The organism is Kitasatospora sp. MY 5-36 (assembly GCF_001182915.1).
Lineage (GTDB): Bacteria > Actinomycetota > Actinomycetes > Streptomycetales > Streptomycetaceae > Kitasatospora.
In genome coordinates this window covers 1-16793 of sequence record NZ_LFVW01000225.1, presented here as the reverse complement: position 1 = coordinate 16793, position 16793 = coordinate 1, and the positions used below count along the sequence as shown (strand labels likewise).

18 protein-coding genes are annotated in these 16793 nt (G+C 74.3%); 2 read left to right on the top strand and 16 right to left on the bottom strand.

The features are described 5' to 3' along the window. The 5 genes from AE652_RS16715 to AE652_RS16695 form a co-directional block, all read right to left on the bottom strand. Window positions 1-870, bottom strand: an 870-nt coding sequence (locus AE652_RS16715; protein WP_049652185.1) for a hypothetical protein, incomplete at its 3' end; no start/stop codon positions are given. After that, entirely contained in the window at window positions 867-1385 is a 519-nt protein-coding gene (locus tag AE652_RS16710; protein WP_082345775.1) for a carboxymuconolactone decarboxylase family protein, read from the bottom strand. The genes AE652_RS16715 and AE652_RS16710, both read right to left, overlap by 4 nt. 17 nt (window positions 1386-1402) lie before the next feature. Next, a complete protein-coding gene (locus AE652_RS16705; protein ID WP_049652184.1) occupies window positions 1403-1996 on the bottom strand; it encodes a DUF4865 family protein in 594 nt (197 codons plus the stop codon). Window positions 1997-2146: 150 nt separating this feature from the next. Next, the gene (locus tag AE652_RS16700; RefSeq protein ID WP_049652183.1) at window positions 2147-2713 is read right to left on the bottom strand and encodes a TetR/AcrR family transcriptional regulator; all 567 of its coding nucleotides are present in this window, start codon (window positions 2711-2713) and stop codon (window positions 2147-2149) included. Window positions 2714-2982: 269 nt separating this feature from the next. Continuing rightward, a complete protein-coding gene (locus tag AE652_RS16695; protein ID WP_049652182.1) occupies window positions 2983-4002 on the bottom strand; it encodes an LLM class flavin-dependent oxidoreductase in 1020 nt (339 codons plus the stop codon). Window positions 4003-4444: 442 nt separating this feature from the next. Between AE652_RS16695 and AE652_RS16690 the strand changes: the two genes are divergently transcribed. Beyond that, on the top strand, window positions 4445-5437 hold the full coding sequence (locus AE652_RS16690) for an aldo/keto reductase (RefSeq protein WP_049652191.1): 993 nt from the start codon (window positions 4445-4447) through the stop codon (window positions 5435-5437). Between the two features lie 131 nt (window positions 5438-5568). Here AE652_RS16690 and AE652_RS16685 read toward each other — a convergent pair whose 3' ends face one another. The 6 genes from AE652_RS16685 to AE652_RS16660 form a co-directional block, all read right to left on the bottom strand. Further along, window positions 5569-6657 carry an LLM class flavin-dependent oxidoreductase gene (locus tag AE652_RS16685; RefSeq protein ID WP_049652181.1) on the bottom strand — a complete coding sequence of 363 codons (1089 nt, stop codon included), beginning with the start codon at window positions 6655-6657 and terminating at the stop codon, window positions 5569-5571. 3 nt (window positions 6658-6660) lie between these two features. Beyond that, the gene (locus AE652_RS16680) at window positions 6661-7566 is read right to left on the bottom strand and encodes an ABC transporter substrate-binding protein (protein WP_049652180.1); all 906 of its coding nucleotides are present in this window, start codon (window positions 7564-7566) and stop codon (window positions 6661-6663) included. Between the two features lie 86 nt (window positions 7567-7652). Continuing rightward, the gene (locus AE652_RS16675; RefSeq protein WP_079272455.1) at window positions 7653-8429 is read right to left on the bottom strand and encodes an ABC transporter ATP-binding protein; all 777 of its coding nucleotides are present in this window, start codon (window positions 8427-8429) and stop codon (window positions 7653-7655) included. After that, window positions 8426-9292 (bottom strand): ABC transporter permease, encoded by an 867-nt coding sequence (locus tag AE652_RS16670; RefSeq protein ID WP_049652179.1) that lies wholly within the window; start codon window positions 9290-9292, stop codon window positions 8426-8428. The genes AE652_RS16675 and AE652_RS16670 overlap by 4 nt, the downstream gene beginning before the upstream one ends. Further along, window positions 9289-10329 (bottom strand): NrtA/SsuA/CpmA family ABC transporter substrate-binding protein, encoded by a 1041-nt coding sequence (locus AE652_RS16665; RefSeq protein ID WP_049652178.1) that lies wholly within the window; start codon window positions 10327-10329, stop codon window positions 9289-9291. The genes AE652_RS16670 and AE652_RS16665 overlap by 4 nt, the downstream gene beginning before the upstream one ends. Window positions 10330-10388: 59 nt before the next feature. After that, a complete protein-coding gene (locus tag AE652_RS16660; protein WP_369808301.1) occupies window positions 10389-11498 on the bottom strand; it encodes an ABC transporter substrate-binding protein in 1110 nt (369 codons plus the stop codon). 431 nt (window positions 11499-11929) lie between these two features. Between AE652_RS16660 and AE652_RS16655 the strand changes: the two genes are divergently transcribed. Next, entirely contained in the window at window positions 11930-12712 is a 783-nt protein-coding gene (locus AE652_RS16655; protein WP_049652177.1) for an IclR family transcriptional regulator, read from the top strand. A 205-nt stretch (window positions 12713-12917) separates the two neighbouring features. Here AE652_RS16655 and AE652_RS44040 read toward each other — a convergent pair whose 3' ends face one another. The 5 genes from AE652_RS44040 to AE652_RS16630 all read right to left on the bottom strand — a co-directional run bounded on the left by AE652_RS44040 (window position 12918) and on the right by AE652_RS16630 (window position 16616). Beyond that, entirely contained in the window at window positions 12918-13853 is a 936-nt protein-coding gene (locus AE652_RS44040; RefSeq protein ID WP_369808300.1) for a winged helix-turn-helix domain-containing protein, read from the bottom strand. A gap of 504 nt (window positions 13854-14357) precedes the next feature. Further along, a complete protein-coding gene (locus AE652_RS16645) occupies window positions 14358-14543 on the bottom strand; it encodes a hypothetical protein (protein WP_049652176.1) in 186 nt (61 codons plus the stop codon). Window positions 14544-14930: 387 nt separating this feature from the next. After that, window positions 14931-15605 (bottom strand): ATP/GTP-binding protein, encoded by a 675-nt coding sequence (locus AE652_RS16640; RefSeq protein ID WP_079272453.1) that lies wholly within the window; start codon window positions 15603-15605, stop codon window positions 14931-14933. Further along, on the bottom strand, window positions 15586-15990 hold the full coding sequence (locus AE652_RS16635) for a DUF742 domain-containing protein (protein WP_049652186.1): 405 nt from the start codon (window positions 15988-15990) through the stop codon (window positions 15586-15588). Before AE652_RS16635 ends, AE652_RS16640 begins: the two co-directional genes overlap by 20 nt. Before the next feature lie 206 nt (window positions 15991-16196). Continuing rightward, the gene (locus AE652_RS16630; protein ID WP_049652175.1) at window positions 16197-16616 is read right to left on the bottom strand and encodes a roadblock/LC7 domain-containing protein; all 420 of its coding nucleotides are present in this window, start codon (window positions 16614-16616) and stop codon (window positions 16197-16199) included. Window positions 16617-16793 lie beyond the last annotated feature (177 nt).

Below are 16793 nucleotides of genomic sequence, written 5' to 3'. Positions count from 1 at the left end.
GTGGCTGCGGGCGAGGCGCGGGGCGAGCTCGGTGAGCAGCCGGACCGGGCCGCCGGCCGCGCGGGCGGTCCGGGTCGTGGTGTCGGCGCCGAGCAGCAGCTGGGCGGCGTGGCCCGCCTCGACCAGGTCGGCGATGACCTCGAAGGCCTGGTGGTCGCCGGCGTGGCCGGCCCGGGAGGGGCTGTCCAGCGCGAGGTACACGCCCTCGGCGGCCAGGTGGCGGTGCAGCGCACGGTCGGGGAGCCGGGTGAGGTGGCCGAGGATGACCCGGTCGGGCCGGACGCCGTGCCGGTGGCACAGCCGGTGCACCACCCCGGGCGGGGCGCCGTCGGCTTCGAGGTGGACGGCGATCGGGGCGCCGGTGGCGTGGTGGGCCTCGGCGGCGGCGGCCATCGTCCACCGGGTGTGGCGACTGTCGGGCCCCGCGTCGGCCGCGACCTTGATCAGCCCGGCCCGGACCCCCTCGTGCGCGCCGGGCAGACCGGTGGTGAGATCGGCGACGAAACGTTCCTCCAGGTCGGCGTACGGGCCGGGGCGGTCCTCCGCCCCGGCGCCGGTGGCGGAGAAGGAGCCCGGCGCGTAGTGGACCGCCTGGTGCGCGCCGGTGGCGGCGACGATCCGCACGCCGGTCGTACGGGAGAGCGCGGCGAGCGAGTCCGCGCCCCGGCCCAGGCCGAGCGGGGTCCACTGGACGAGGGTGCGGCCGCCGGCGGCGGCGTAGGCGCGCAGGACGTCCTCGGCGGCGGCCGGGTCGTCCAGCTCCTGGCCGGGGAGCAGCGGGCTGCGGATGAAGAGGTGGTCGTGGGCGTCGGTGACGCCGAGGACGGCGGGGTCCAGGTCGCCGAGGACGGTGCGGACGGTGCGGCTCATGCCCCGGCCTCCTCGGTGACGGTCCCGGCGGCGCCCTCGGCGGCCTTGGTGGCCTTGGTGGCCTCGGCACTCTCGGTGCTCTCGGTGCTCTCGGCGAAGGTCGCGGTGCTCTCGGCGAAGGTCGCGGTGGCGACCCGCAGGCCGGCCAGCGCCTTGGGGAGGCCGACGTACGGGGCGAGGTGGACCATGACCTCGGTGATCTCCGCCTCCGTCAGGCCGATCCGCCGGCTGTAGCGGACGTGGTCGGCGAGCTGCGGCTCGACGCCGCCGAGGGCGGTGAGGGCGGCCAGGTTGGCGATCTGGCGGTCGCGCAGGGCGAGGCCGGGGCGCTGGTAGGTGCCGCCGAAGAGGCTGGTGACGATCCAGTCGGGGAAGCCGGGGGCGAGGGCGTCCAGGCCGCCGAGGGTGGCGGCGACGCCCGGACCGGCCAGGTCGGCGAGCAGGGCGTGGCCGGCCGCGCGGTCGAGCGGGGCCGGGGTGAGGTCGGGGCCGGCGGGAGCGGTCGCGGGGGACATCGGGGCGGTGGGTCCTTTCACCAGTGGCGGCCGGCGGGCAGCCGGTCCAGTTCGGGGCGGGACAGGTGCAGCACCTGGTACCGGACGCCGGGCGCGTCCTCGGGGGCCGGGCCGTGCCAGAGGGCGAAGCTGAGCAGCTCCCAGCGGCTCGGGTCGACGGCCACGGCGGCGGTGTGCAGGTCCGGGTGCGCGGGCAGGTCCGCGAGCGCCCGCTCGACGGCCTCGGCCGGGTCAGCGCCTTCCGGCAGCCGTACGGTCGCCCGGGTGGCGGTGCTGGGCTGCTCGGTCCTCTCCCCCGCCACTGACGACGCGCCATGGGTCAGGCCCGCGCCGAGCCAGTGCCGGACGGCGGGGCGGCCGAAGTCGGCGCTCAGGCCGCGGAAGCCCGGGCCCCAGAGGAAACCGTTCATGCCCTCGGCGGTGCGCCAGAGGTAGAACGGCGCGTACTGGTTGACGGGCGAGCCCTGCCGACCGCGCTCGCGGACCAGGTAGGCCTTGAGGCCGAGGCCCGGGTGCGCGTCGAGCAGGTGGCCCTTGTCGGCGACGCGCTTGCGGATGACGCCCATGTCGTAGTCGGCGGGGAGGGTGATCTCGTACTGCATGGCGTGCACGGCGGGGCTCCTCGGGTTCTGGCCGGTCTGACGGCGGACGTCCTGGTTTTCGGCAGGCGCGTCGGCTCTGGTCGTACGGGTTCGGCCGCGAGGGTTCGGCCGTACGGGTGCGGCGGCGCGCCCGGGGTCGTGCGGGTCAGGCCGTGCGGGTCAGGCCGTGCGGTGTGCCGCGAGCAGGCCGAGGGCGCCGCGGACGGCCCGGTCGAACGGCTCGGCGCTGTCGGCGGCGCGGGCCAGGACGTAGCCGCCCTGGACGACGGCGACCACGGCGGCGGCCGTGTCGGCCGGGTCGAGGCCGGGGGCGAACTCGCCGTCCGCCTGGCCCTGGGCGACCAGTTCGGCGATCCGGCCGCGCAGCCAGTCGAAGGTCTCCTCGACGGGCGCGCGCAGCCGCGGGTCGGCGACGACGTCGGGGTCCTGGGCCATCCGGCCGATCCGGCAGCCGCGCAGGACGTCGCGGTCGCGGTGCAGGTAGGCGGCGATCCGGTCGTAGGCGGTGCCGGGGGCGGCGAGGTCGGCCTCGGCGACGCCCCGCATCTGCTCGGCGCTGCGGCGCAGGGCGGCGGCCGCGAGGTCGGGCTTGCCGGTGAAGTGGTGGTACATGCTGCCCTGGCCGACCCCGGAGCGCTGCTGGATGGCCTTGGGGCTGGTGCCGACGTAGCCGCGCTCCCAGAGGAGGGCCTGGGTGCTCTCGATGAGACGGTCCTGGGTGCTCATGCGGCTCACTGTACATACCAGTAGGTACAGAAGACCAGCGCTGACTCCGCCCGGGCGCCCCGGGGCGCCCGGATCCTCCTCGCGGAACGGTTGAGGGCCGTGCGCCGCCCCCCGGCGGCCACGGCCCCTCGACCGTTCGTCATCCCCCGCACCGCCGAGCGGCATTCCGGCGCGCCTGGTGGCGCGCGTCACGTCACGGACGGTGGCCGGCGTCACGCCGCGTAGGGGGTGCACGGCGCACTGCGCGGGCGGGCGCCGGACGCGGGCGACTACGGCAGCGCGCGGCGGACCTCCGGGGCCACCTCGCTCGCGAACAGCTCCAGTTGCTCGCGCTGCGCCCCCTCGGTGAGTGCGTCCACCCCGATGCCGACCACCTCGTTGCCGAAGGCCTCGTGGTAGCGGTGGATCTTCTCGATCACCTGCTGCGGACTGCCGACCAGGGCCGAACCGCGCTCCAGCGCGTCCTCCAGCGACGTGAACGGCGAGTTGTTGTGCCGACCGGCGGCCGAGTCGAACAGGGCGTTCCAGTACGGGCGGAAGCCCTCGACCGCGTCCTGCGAGCGCTTGGCGACGTACAGTCCGCCGAAGCTCGCGCCCACCCTGGCCCGCTCCGGGTCGTGCCCGTAGTACTCCCAGCGCTCGCGGTAGTGGTCGACCAGCGCCCGGTACTTCTCCAGCGGGTGGAAGGAGTTGGCGGAGAAGAGCGGGTCGCCGTGGCGGGCCGCGAGGTCGGTGGACCGCGTGCTGGTCGCGCTGCCGTGCCACACCGGGATCGGGTCCTGGAGCGGGCGCGGCCAGACGGTGGCGTCCCGGAGCGGCGGGCGGGTCGAGCCCTCCCAGGTCACCTTCCCCTCGCGCCAGAGCCTGCGCAGCAGACCGTAGTTCTCGGCGAGCGCCTCCCACTGGCGCTCCTCGGGAAGGCCGAACAGCCCGAAGTGGCGCGGGTCGTTGCCCTTGCCGACGATCAACTCAAGTCGGCCACCGGAGAGTTGGTCGAGCATCGCGTAGTCCTCGGCGACCCGGACCGGGTCGAGGATGCTGAGCACCGTCACCGTGGTGAACAGCCGGATGGTGGAGGTGCGGGCGGCGATCGCGCTGAGCAGCAGGGGCGGGGCCGGGGAGAGGAACGGCTCGCCGTGCCGCTCCCCCACCCCGTAGCCGTCGTAGCCGAGCCGCTCGGCGAGGACCGCCTGGTCGATGACGTTATGGAGCTTCTGCTCCGGGGTGCGCCGGACACCGGTGACCGGATCGGGGGCGTTGGCGACGAGGGACGAGACGGTGAACCGCACGGCGGTCTCCTTGAACGCTCGGGAGGGGCTCGGGAGGGGCTCGGGACGGAGTCGGAGGGGATCGAGGAGGAGCCCTCGGGAAGGGGTTCGGCGCAGACCGGGCCGGGCTTGACGGGGCCGGTGGAGCCCGGGGGCCGACGGGCCGCGCGGGGCACGGGGAGCCGGTACGTGGTCCGGCGCCGCACTCCCACGGGCGGGCACCGGCGGAGCGGCTGACGGGACGGGCGGCGCGCCGCTCGGGCGGCAGGGCACGCGGGTGGCGTCAGCGGACGGTGCCGCGGTGGCGGCGACAACAACAGCGGGCTGCGGCGGCGGTCACGGTCCGGACTGCCATCTCGCCTCCCCCTCGCCTCGCACGCGCACGATCCTCCGCGAGCATAGGCACCGGCCGGGGACGGGGCAAGGGCTTGATCCGCCACGGCCGACTGGCAAGATGTCCGGCATGAGCTACCTCGCCGCGGATGACCGCTATGACTCGATGACCTATCGGAAGGCCGGCCACAGCGGCGTCCAGCTGCCCGCCGTATCGCTCGGGCTCTGGCACAACTTCGGTGACGCCCAGCCGCTGGAGGTGCAGCGGGCGGTGCTCCGCCGGGCCTTCGACCGGGGTGTCACCCACTTCGACCTGGCGAACAACTACGGCCCGCCGTACGGCAGCGCCGAGCGCAACTTCGGCTACCTGTTCGCCCAGGACTTCCGGCCGTACCGGGACGAGCTGTTCATCGCCACCAAGGCCGGCTGGGACATGTGGCCCGGCCCGTACGGCAACGGCGGCAGCCGCAAGTACCTGCTGGCCAGCCTCGACCAGTCGCTGGACCGGATGGGCCTGGACTACGTCGACGTCTTCTACTCGCACCGGTACGACCCGGACACCCCGATCGAGGAGACGATGGGGGCGCTCGACAGCGCGGTGCGCTCGGGCAAGGCGCTGTACGCCGCGATCTCCAACTACCCGGCAGAGCAGCACCGGGAGGCGGTGGCGATCCTGCGCGAGCTGGGGACGCCGGTGCTGATGAACCAGTCGGCGTACTCGATCCTCAACCGGTACGTGGAGGACCACGGCGTGCTGGACGCGGTGGGCGACACCCGGACCAGCCTCATCGCCTACTCGCCGCTGGCCCAGGGCCTGCTGACCGACCGCTACCTGACCGGGGAGGTGCCGGCGGGCTCGCGGATGTCGGTCGGGAAGTTCCTCACCGAGGAGGCGCTGGCCGGGCCGAAGCTGGACCGGCTGCGGGCGCTGGCCAAGGTCGCCGAGGGGCGCGGGCAGACACTGGCGCAGCTGGCGCTGTGCTGGGTGCTGCGGGACCCGCGGGTGGTCTCGGTGATCATCGGCGCGAGCAGCGTGGCCCAGTTGGACCAGAACCTCGACGCGCTGGCGGGCGGCCCGCTGACGGCTGAGGAGCTGGCGGAGATCGACCGGCTGAGCCGCTGAGCCGAGGCGGCGACGGCGGAGCGGGAGGCGTTGGCTGACGGCTGACGATCGACGGATGACAGCTGACAGATTTCGAAATCTGTCAGCTGTCATCCGTTATCTGTTCGCTGATATCTGTTACTTGTCAGCCGTCACCTGTTCGCTGCCGGCCGCTTGATGCCCAGAGCGGGCAGAACCGTTTCTGCAACCCGGTGGGCCTCCTCCAGCAGCGGGTTGCCCGACAGGATGAAGGTGTCGACACCCAGCGCCTCGAACTCCTGCAGGCGCTCGATCACCTGGGCCGTCGAGCCGACCACCGCGGTGCCGGGGCCGGGGCGGAACAGGCTCATCCCCGGCCAGAGGTTGGGGTAGGCCTCCAGCTCGCGGGCCCGGGCCGGCACCTTGCCCCCGTGCTGGCGGAACTGCCGCTGCCAGCCGACCCCGTCCTCCCCCTTCGCCCCGCCCAGCTGGCGCGCGTAGGTGGCCTCGCTGGTGACGTCCAGCAGCCGGTCGGCGGCCGCCCAGGCCTCGTCCTCGGTGTCGCGGACAATCAGGTGCAGCCGCAGTCCGATCCGCAGGCTCCGGCCGTGGGCGGCGGCGCGCTCGCGGACCAGGTCCAGCTTCTCCTTGAGCAGGTGCGGCGGCTCGCCCCAGGTCAGGTAGACGTCCACGTGCTCGGCCGCCATCTCGATGCCGGCCGCCGAACTGCCGCCGAACCAGAGCGGAATGCCGCCGGGCTGCGCCGGGGCCAGCTCGCGCAGGCTCGCGCCCGCGTTCTTCAGCTCGTAGAACTCGCCCTTGTGGTCGAAGACTTCGCCCGCCGTGAGGCGCTTGACGATCGACCAGTACTCGCCGCTGAGCCGGTAGCGGTCGTCGTGCTCGACGTCCAGGCCGTACTCGCGCAGCTGCGCGGTCGAGCCGTTCACCACGTTGAAGCGCAGTCGGCCGCCGTGCAGGTGGTCGAAGCTGAGCGCCATCTTGGCCAGCAGGGTGGGCGAGACCAGCCCCGGGTGGACGGCCAGCAGCGGCTTGAAGGCCGGCGTGGTGGCGGCGGCGAGCGCGCTGCCGAGCGTCCAGACGTCGTACAGGTCGGTCGCGAGCAGGGCGCCGGTGTAGCCCAAACGCTCGACGCTGCCCGCCAGTTGCTGGAGGTAGCGGAGGTCCACCGGGCGGCGCCCGGCCGGCTCCCAGGGGTAGTGGCCCTCGCGCGGGATGATGTACCAGAGGACTTCGGAGGCCATGGGTCAGACCGCCTTCGCGAGCGCGGCGGCCACCGGGGCCTCCAGACCGGGGAGGTGGGCGTCGGCGACGGTCAGCGCCCGGTCGATGAAGCCCACACCGTGGAAGATGTCCGCGGCCTCCTGCTGCTCGGCGACGAACCCGGCCGTGGCGGGCTCCAGTCGCCAGGGCAGTGCGACCAGCGCGGCCTGCCAGTCGGCGGCCGTGCCGCCCAGGTCCTCGGCGGCGATCGCGGCGGCCTCGGCCGGGTTGGCGGCCACCCAGGCGTCCGCCCGGCGCAGCGCGGTCGCGATCGCGGCGACCACCTCGGGGCGCCCGGTCGCGAAGTCCCGACGGGTGAAGAACACCGAGCGGTCGGTGATGACGTCACCGGTGCGGACCAGTTCACGGAACTCCCCGGTGCGGCGGGCCGCGGCGAGTTCGGCGCCCTGGGCGATCCAGCCGGCGATCTCGCCGTCGCGCAGCCGCTGGGCCTGGTCCTCACCGGCCGCCGGGCGCGCCGGGGTGACGTCCTCGCCGTACGAGAGCCCCTGGGCGTGCAGGGCCTTGGCGAGCAGGTGGGTCTGCCAGGAGCCGACGGAGAGGACGACGGTGCCGCCCTTGAGGTCCGCGACCGTCCGCACCGGACCGGAGTCCAGCACCAGCAGGGCGCCGTGGTCCGGGCGGGGCGCCGAGACCGCCGCGTAGACCAGGTCGTGGCCGGCCGCCTGGGCGGTGATCGGCGGGGTGGAGCCGGTGCCGCCGAAGTCGATGACGCTCTCGGCGAGCAGGGCGCCGGTGCGGGTGCCGTCCGCGTAGTGGTGGAAGGCGCCGGTCTCACCGAGCGGGGCCAGCTCCTCGTCCAGGTACGGGAGTCGGGCGAGGTAGTAGAGCGAGGGGTTGCTGGCGTGGACGCCGAGGGTGACGGTCATCTGGTCAACTCCGGTGGTGCGGGCCTGACTTGTGGGAAGGCAGGCGGGATCGGGGGAAGGTCGGGGACAGCGGGGGGTCGCGGACGTCAGTGGACGCCGAGGTCGGCGAGCAGACGGCGGCGCAGGTCGGCGAAGGCGGGGTCGGCCGGATCGCGCGGGCTCTCGACGGTGACGGCCTCGTCCCGGGCGAGCAGGCCGTCGCGCAGGACCACGACCCGGTCGGCGAGCCGTACGGCCTCGTCCACGTCGTGGGTGACCAGCAGGACCGCCGGGCGGTGGCGGCGCACCAGGTCGCCGACGAGGTCCTGCATCCGCAGTCGGGTGAGCGCGTCCAGGGCGGCGAACGGTTCGTCCAGCAACAGGAGTTGCGGCTCGCGAACGAGTGCCCGGGCGAGCGCGACGCGCTGCGCCTCACCGCCGGAGAGGGTGGCCGGCCAGGCCTCGGCGTGCCGCTCCAGGCCGACCTCGGCGAGTGCCTTCAGCCCGGTCTCCCGGGTCGCGGCGCCGCGCGGGAGGCCGACCGTGACATTGGCCAGCACCCGCTTGGACGGCACCAGCCGGGGCTCCTGGAACACCACGGTACGGACCGGCGGGACGAGCACGGTGCCCTCGTCGGCCTGGTCGAGCGCACCGAGGATGCGCAGCAGCGTGGTCTTGCCGGTCCCGCTGGCGCCGAGCAGGGCGACGAACTCGCCGCGGGCGATGGAGAGGTCTACCCCGTCGAGGACCGCCCGGGTGCCGAACACCCGGCGCAGGCCGCGCAGGTGGACGGCCGGGGCCGTCCGCTCGGACGCCGAGGGAGGAGCGGGCGAACGGGGCGAGGAGGGGGCGAGGGCGGCGGCGGTGGTCGTGTCGGCGGTCATCGGGCCGCTCCCTGGACGGCCTGGCGCCACGGCATCAGCACGCGCTCCAGGACTCGGACGATGCCGTCGGCCGCGAGGCCGAGCAGCCCGTAGATCAGGATGCAGACGGCGAGGACGTCGGTGCGCGAGTAGTTCTGCGCCTGGGCCATCAAGTACCCGATGCCCTCGGTGGAGTTGATCTCCTCGGCGGCGATCAGGGCGATCACGCTGAGCGTCATCGACAGGCGCAGTCCGGACAGCAGCGAGGGCAGCGCACCGGGCAGCACGACGGTGCGCACGATCGCCCAGCGGCCGAGGCCGAAGCTGCGCATCGCCTCGACCAGTTTGCGGTCGGTGCTGCGGACCCCGCCCGAGGCGGACACGTACATCGGGAAGCTGGTGGCGACCCCGATCAGGGCCACCTTCGCGGTCTCCGTGATGCCGAACCACACCATGAACAGCGGGACGAGGGCCAGGAACGGGACGGTCCGCAGGATCTGGATCGCGGAGTCGAGCAACTCCTCGCCGAGCCGGGTGAATCCGGTGACCACGCCGAGCACCAGGCCGGTGGTCGCGCCGAAGAACAGGCCGAGCCCGGCCCGGGTGAGGGAGACGGACAGGGCGTCGGTCAGCTGACCGTTGCCCCACAACTCCCCCACGGCCTGGGCGACCTGGGCGGGCGAGGCGAGCACGTCCTGGGTCAGCGCGCCGGTGGCGGACGCGAGCGCCCAGCCGCCGAGCAGGGCGAGCGGACCGACGGTGCGCAGGGTCACGGCCAGCGCGCGGGGGCGGGGCCGGTTCCGCCGGCTCTGCGGGGCGACCAGGCCGGCGTCGAGGGCAGCCCGGGTGTCCTCGGGGGTGAACTTCTCTGTCGTGGTGGTCACTTGGCACCGTCCCCGAGCCTGTTGACGTCGATCAGGTAGGGCTTGACGTCCACCAGCTGCTTGGTGACCTTCTGGTCGGCGAAGAACTGGGCGACCGTCCCGAACCGCGCGGTGTCGGCGTCGGAGATGGCGTCGGCCGGGGTCCCCTGCCTGCTGACGTTCACCGCGACGTCCTTCTCGGCGGGGGTGACGGCGGTCGGGCCGGCGTCGGTGAACACGTTGAGGTAGCCGGCCGGGTCGGCCTTCTCCTTCTCGCCGTTCTCGCGCAGGTAGGTGTAGAACGCCTTGACCACCTCGGGGTGCTTGTCCGCGAAGCCGTTGCGCACCGCCCAGACGGCGTAGTTGTCGGAGCCGACCTCCTGGCCGTTGACCAGGAAGTGCGCGCCGGCGTTGGCGATGGCGGGCGTCGAGAAGGTGTTCCAGGTCGCCCAGGCGTCCACCTGGCCGGAGTTGAAGACCCCGGAGGTCTGGTCGGCGCGCAGGTAGACCCGCTCCACCTTGTCGGCCGGGACGCCGTTCTTCGCCAGCGCCTTGAGCAGCAGGTACTCGCTGGTGCCGCCCTGGGAGACGGCGACCTTCCGGCCGACCAGGTCCTGGACGGACTTGACGGGCGAGTCGTTCTTCACCAGGATCCCCTCGCCGACGCCGTCGGGCGCGGTCTGGGCGAACAGCTTGAAGCCGGGCTTCTGGGCGAGCGCGGCGACGGCCGAGGTGATCGAGCCCTGGGCGACGTCCAGCTGGTCGGCGGAGAGGGCCTGGGCGGCGGGGGCGAAGGGGCCGGCGCTGCCGGTCCAGGCGACCTTGGCGTGGACGGCCGCCAGGGCCCGGTCCAGCGAACCGTCCTTCTTGCCGCGGGCGAGGAAGCCGTTGTTGCCGGGGTCGGGCAGGCGGAGCACCACGTCGGCCTTGCCATCGGCCCCGCCGGCGGCGGAGGCCTTGGCCCCGTCGGCGGACGAGCCGCAGGCGGCCAGGGCGGTGGAGGCGAGCAGCGCGGTGGCGGCGAGGGCGAGGCGGGGGGTCTTCACGGGGGTCTCCATGTGAGTGACAGATGACAGCCGACAGCTGACAACTTTTGAAATCTGTTAGCTGAACGCCGTTACCTGAAGTCTGTGATCCGAGCGTTGTCGGCGCCCGCACCCGAACCTGCGGCGCCGCTCGTGTCGGTGCCGGCAGCGACACCCACGCCCTCACCCGCACGCCGCACACGCAGCAGCTCGCGGGCCGCACGGAGCGGCTCCGGGTCGGCCCACGCCCGGACGTCCACCGGCGCGGTGAGGAAGCCCTGCTCCCCGAGGAACCGTTCCTGCAGCGCCAGCAGCTCCAGCCGCTCCGCCGACAGGTCCAGGTGCAGGGTGCGGTGACTGCCCGGCGCATAGGCCCCGGCGACGCCCTCGGCCCCGGCACCGGTCTCGGCCCGCAGGATCCGGACCACCTCCTCCGGGTGCTCCGCCGCCCAGTCGGCGGCCTCCAGCAGCACCGCGAGGAACCGGGCGACCAGCTCGGGCTGCTCGTCCAGCAGCCGCTGGTGGACCGTGATCGGCCGCGGGGTGCCGTTGTTGACCCGGGCCCGGCGGTCCGGCGCCGCGTCCAGCTCCACGGCCACCTCCGCACCGATCCGGCGGGCCGCCTCGACGGCGAGCGCCCCCTTCACGTACACCGCGTCCACCACCCCGTCCCGCAGGGCGGCCAGCTCCGCGGACCACTGCCCGCCACCCGGGACGCCGGGGACGTCCACCAGCTCGGCGTCCGCCAGGGTGAGGCCCGCGAGCCCGAGGGCGCCGCGGAGGCCGGCCAGCGCCATCGCCCGCCAGAAGTCGATGCCGATGTCATGATGCGGCACCGCCAGCCGCAGTCCGCGCAGCTGCGCCGGTTCGGTCACGCCGCTGCCGGCCCGCACCAGCACCACCTGGCGCTCCTCGATCCAGGTGAGGCCGATCAGCCTGGTCGCCTCGCCGCGCGAACGGGCCCACAGTGCGGGGACGTTGCCGCCCTCCCGGAACAGTCCGGTCAGCGCGTGGGTGTAGTGGTGGTCCGCCGCCACCTCCGACGGAGCGTCCTGCAAGGAGCGGACGGCGATGCCGTCGGCGGCGAACTCCCGGGCGAGCCACCCCTGGTCGGCGGCGATCCCGGTCGCGGTGGGCACCGGGCAGCGGGTGAACCAGAGGGTGTCGGGAAGCGGGGAGGCGTTCTGGATGCGACTGGACAACGGAGTTGGTCCTCTACGGGGGCTCCGACGACAGCCGGAGGAGCTCGGGATCGATTACCGCACGAAGGCACAGGAAGCCTGGTGCGCAAGGAAGTTGTACGCCACGATGCAGGGAGGAAGGCAGGTGGCGCGGGAGGCGTCGGTCAGCGACAACACGCACGGGAGGGGAGACACCGGTGGGACGTCACGGTGCTTCTCCTTCCGCAGAGTCGGGGCAGGCGCCGCCTGGACCGAGTGGCCGTCCGGCGCGATGCCAGGAGCGTTCCACGGCGGACGAGCCCGAGGCAAGTCTTTGCCACATGATGGGATCGGTTGTTCATCAACGCCATTCCATTGCAACGTCGTCGACACATTCCCGCAGCACCGGCTGCCCTACGCTGAGACCGCCTCCGGCCGCCGGGCCGGAGTTCCGAACCGAAACGCGAGGTGCCATGCCCGGGGCCGCCACCGCCGTCCAGAGTCCGCCGGCCGGTGCGCAGGCCGTCCAGCGCGCGCTCGGACTGCTGCACTGCTTCCATGACAACGGCCCCGACCTGAGCGCCTCGGACCTGGCCCGCCGGATGGGCCTGTCGGTCTCCACCGCGCACCGGCTGGCCCGCACGCTGGTCAGCGCCGGGTTCCTGGAGCAGGACGAGCAGACCGCCCGCTACCGGCTCGGTCCGGCCGTCGCCGAACTCGGCCAGCTCACCTTCCACCAGCGCGGGTTGCACCTCGCCGGGCCCGAGCTGGAGCTGCTGTCCCGGCGCACCAAGGCCACCGCCGACCTGGCGATCCGCAGCGGCGCGCACGCGGTGATCCTGGTCGGCGGATCGGTCCGCCCGGACACCGGACTGGGCCTGCGCCGCCCACTGCACTCCACGGCGCTCGGCAAGGTCCTGCTGGCCTGGCCCCGCCCGGGCGAGACGACGCCCTCGACACTCGGCCCGCTGGCCTCCTTCACCGACCGCACGATCACCGAACCGGCGCTCCTGGAGGAGGAGTTGGCGAAGGTCCGGACGGCCGGGTACGCGCTCAACGACGGCGAGTCGACCGCCGGGGTACGGACGGTGGCCGTGCCCGTCCTGGACGGCGCCGGGCAGGCGCGGTTCGCGCTGGCGGTCCGTTCGACGCCCGCGCACCTCACCGACGACCGGCTGGACTGGTTCCTCGGCCACGCCCGCGGCTGCGCCGACGCCCTCGCCGTCCTCCTGCTCCCGCCGGACCAGCGCGGCTGACGCTCCCGGCACGCCTTCCACTCCACAGGGACGCGACGAAGCAGCGGGCCGCCCGTCCGTGTCCAGGACGAGTGGTCCGCTGCTTCGACCGGCCGACGCTCAACCGACCGGCGGCAAGAGGCCGTTGGCGACCGGCTGCCAGATCGGGCGCCAGACCGGCCGTCCAGATCCGCCGTCAGATCCGCCGTCAGGCCGGAACCAGCCGTCAGACCGCGGCCGGGGTGTACTTGTAGCCGACCCGGCGGACCGTCACGATGGTGTCCCGGTAGGCCGGTCCGAGCTTGCGGCGCAGCCGGGCGACGTGCACGTCGACCGTCCGCCCGTCCCCGACATGGCCGTAGCCCCAGACCGCGGAGACCAGGTGGTCCCGGGTGTGCACCCGCTGCGGGTGCTCGGTGAGGTGCGCCAGCAGCTCGAACTCCAGGTAGGTGAGGTCGAGCAGCCGCCCGTCGACGTAGGCGTTGCGCCGCTCGGTGTCGACGGCGATGCCGCGCCCGGCCGGGCGGACCGGACGGACCCCCGCCACGGTCTGGCCGGCGGGCCCGCCGGTCGTCGGCTGCGCCCCGTGGGCCGGGTGGGCCCCGGGGAGCGTGTGGGTTCCGGGCTGGGCGGCGGCCCCGACGCCGGCCGGAGCCCCCGGCAGGCCGACGACCTGCGCCGCCGGGCCCTCGGTCGGCACCAGCACCAGGTACCCGACCATCGCGCCGCCGTTCACGCCGCCGAACTGGATTCCGTACTGGGCGAGCAGACCCTGCGGCAGCGCGCCCTGCGGCAGGGTGGCGACGACGGCCGCCCCCTCCGGCAGCGCGGCGAGCAGCGACTGGGGCACCTGCGGGACGGTCACTCCCGGCTGCGCGGCTGCGGGTGCCGGGACGGTCGCCGGACGGGTCGGTCCGACATGGGCCGGGCCGACGTTGGCCGTTCCGGCGTGGGTCGGTCCGGCATAGGGCGGACGGGCCGCCACCCCGGGCCATCGGTCGGACAGCGACGCCGGGGGGACGGACGGTCCCGCGGCCCCGGACGCGCCGGGACCGACCGGCGCGGTGGCGGGGACGGAGGAGACCGGCGGGACGGAGCGGACCGCGCGCAGGTGCGGGGTCGCGGTGGGCAGGGGCAGGGTGGCCGTGGAGGAAGAAGACATGGTGTGCCGCTCATTTCGCGCGTGACGGACGGGGTGGAGTCGTCTGCGCGTCGACCGGGCGTACTGCCTGGGCTGGACCGGAACGAACCGGATCAGCGGGCGGAGGGCCGGGACGCGCTGGGCGAGCCGGGACACGTTTGATCGAACAGGTGCGGCTGCCGGGACGGCCAGAACGGCTCGAGGTCGAGGCGACCCCGCCGGCTGTCCACGGCGCGGCTCCCGCACCGGTTCCACCGTCCGGTCCGTCCACCCGCGCGCATCGCGGGGGCCGACCCGGCCGTTCGGGTACGGCCGACGATGCCGGGGGTGGTGCTGGGGCAGACGATGTTCACTGGTGGTCTCTCCGCTGGGCGGGTCCGGTTGGTCGGCCGCGGGCACGCCGGACGGGCGCTCCGCTACGGCCTGGTCGACGGGTTTCGGCGGTGCGTCGGACGGTGGACCGAGAGGGCCGGGTGGGCCGTCAGCGCCGGGGACGTACCGGGAAGGTCGGGAAGGTCAGGCCGGTCAGCGACAACACGCGCTGCAGATCAGCGCGTGGTCGATGTAGCGGCGGACGGTGAGCGCCGGATCGGCGGCACCGGTCACGGCGACGCCGGGCATGGGGGCACCGGGCAGCGGGGAGCCGGGCACGGCGGTGGTGATGCGTCGTCGGCCGACGGTCATCCTGCTGCCCTCCCCCTCGTTCTCCACACGGCGGCGCACCGTTGACGGTGCCCGCCGACGATGCCTCGCCGGTTCGTCGAAGGCCGTCCGCCGGTTGCAACGCCCGTACGAACGGGGCGTTTCCGGCGCCCCCGACGGCATGGCCGGGCGGCCTTCGTCCACAGAGCCTTCCACGGCCGGGCCGGTCTAGGCAACCTTCGGCGCAGTGATCGTCCACGATGCGGACGGTGGAATGAGACGGCGGGCGGAAGGGGCAGGTCGGCGCGCTGACCTGCCGACTCTTCGCACGCCCGTCGTACGGCGGTCGCCCAGCCGTCCTTCACCCGTTGTCGAGCCGGAGCGCGGGCCGACCCCGGCCGGAGCCGGACCTGCTCCGACCGGACCGAGCCGGGTCCGGCCGGGGCCGAGCCGCCCTCAGGCGCCGACCGGGGCGCGGCGGTGCCGGCCGGCGGCGGCGTGCTCGACCAGCGCGACGAGCAGGTCCTTGCCGTCCTGCCGCAGCCGCGCGTCGCAGAGCACCACCGGGATGTCCGGGTCGAGGTCGAGTGCCTCGCGGACCTCGTCCGGAGAGAACCGCTCGGTGCCCTCGAAGCAGTTCACCGCGACCAGGAACGGGATGCCGCGCTGCTCGAAGAAGTCCACCGACGGGAAGCAGTCGGCCAGCCGCCGGGTGTCCGCGAGCACCAGGGCGCCGAGCGCGCCGCGGGCCAACTCGTCCCAGACGAACCAGAACCGGTCCTGCCCGGGCGTGCCGAACAGGTAGAGCGCGAGGCCCGGCCGCAGATCGATCCGGCCGAAGTCCATCGCGACGGTGGTGGTGCGCTTCGCCTCCACCCCCGAGGTGTCGTCGACCGGGCGGCCCAGCTCGCTGAGCTCCTCCTCGGTCCGCAACGGCCGGATCTCGCTGACCGATCCGACCAGCGTGGTCTTGCCCGCGCCGAAGCCGCCCGCGACCAGGATCTTCACCGCGACGGCCGGACCGCCGCGCCAGCGCGGGTCGTTGGCGTTCGCCGGGTGGGACGCGGTGCCGTCCGGATCGGGCACGGTGCCCTCCGGGCGGGGGCGGGGGTCAGAGCGCACGGAGTCCATTGATCACGTCTCGCAGCAGGCGCTCGTCCGGCAGCTCGGCGAGCGGAACGGGTCGGGTGACGCTGATCAGCTCGGCGTCGTAGAGGTCGCCGAGCAGCACCCGCACCACGCTGACCGGCAGGTCGGTGTAGGAGCCGAGCTCGGCGACGGAGAGCGGCTCGCGGCGGCACAGGGTGAGCAGCGTCTGGTGCTCCGGGTCGAGGACGTGCGCGGGCACGGCCCCCGCGACCGGCCCGGGATCGACGGCGGTGACCAGCGAGATCAGGTCGAACAGCCCCTCCTCGACCGGCCGGGTGCGGCCGCGGGTCATCGAGTAGAGCCGCACCACCGGGCCGGCCTCGTCGTCGAACCAGCGGTCGTCGACCGGGGTGCGCGGCCGGAACAGGTCGACGTCGGGCCCGTCCGGGTCGACCTCGCCGTCCTGGCCGTCCGGGCGGTCGGCGGCGTCCGAACCGCCGGTGCCGGACGGACCGCCGACGCCGGAGGAACCGCCGCTGCCGGACGGCCCGGCCGTACCCACCGGCACCTGGGGGCCGTCCGGCGTCTCCGGGCCGTCCGGCTCATCCGCCTTCGGATCCGCCATCGGACCGCTCATCTCACCGGCGGGGCGGTTTCGGTGCGCGGCTCGGCGGCCATGTGCTCGCCGACCCGCTTGACCAGCAGCGCCATCTCGTACGCGATCTGGCCGATGTCCGCCTCGGCCTCGCTCAGCACGGCCAGGCAGCTGCCGTCGCCGGCGGCCGTGATGAACAGGAAGGCCTCGTCCAGCTCCACCATGGTCTGCCGGACGCCGCCGACCTTGAAGTGCCCGCCGGCGCCCTTCGCCAGGCTGTGGAACCCGGCGGCGACGGCGGCCAGGTGCTCGGCGTCCTCGCGGTCGAGGTCGCGGGAGGCGCCGGTGGCCAGGCCGTCGTTGGAGAGGATCACCGCGTGCCGCAGGGCCGCGACGCGCCCCACCAGGTCGTCCAGGAGCCAGTTGAGGTCCCCTGACGACTGCATCGACGTGGTCATGAATCAGTTCCTTCCGCTGGAGCGGGTGGTGCGTGTGGTGCAGGTGGTGCGGATGAAGCGGGTGGTGCGGGTACGGCGGTGTCCGGGGTCCGGCGGACCGGCTGCCCGGGCGGTACCCGCCGGACGAGCGGCGCCCGGCCGGTGTCCCGCGGCGCGGGCAGCGCCGCCGGGGCGGGC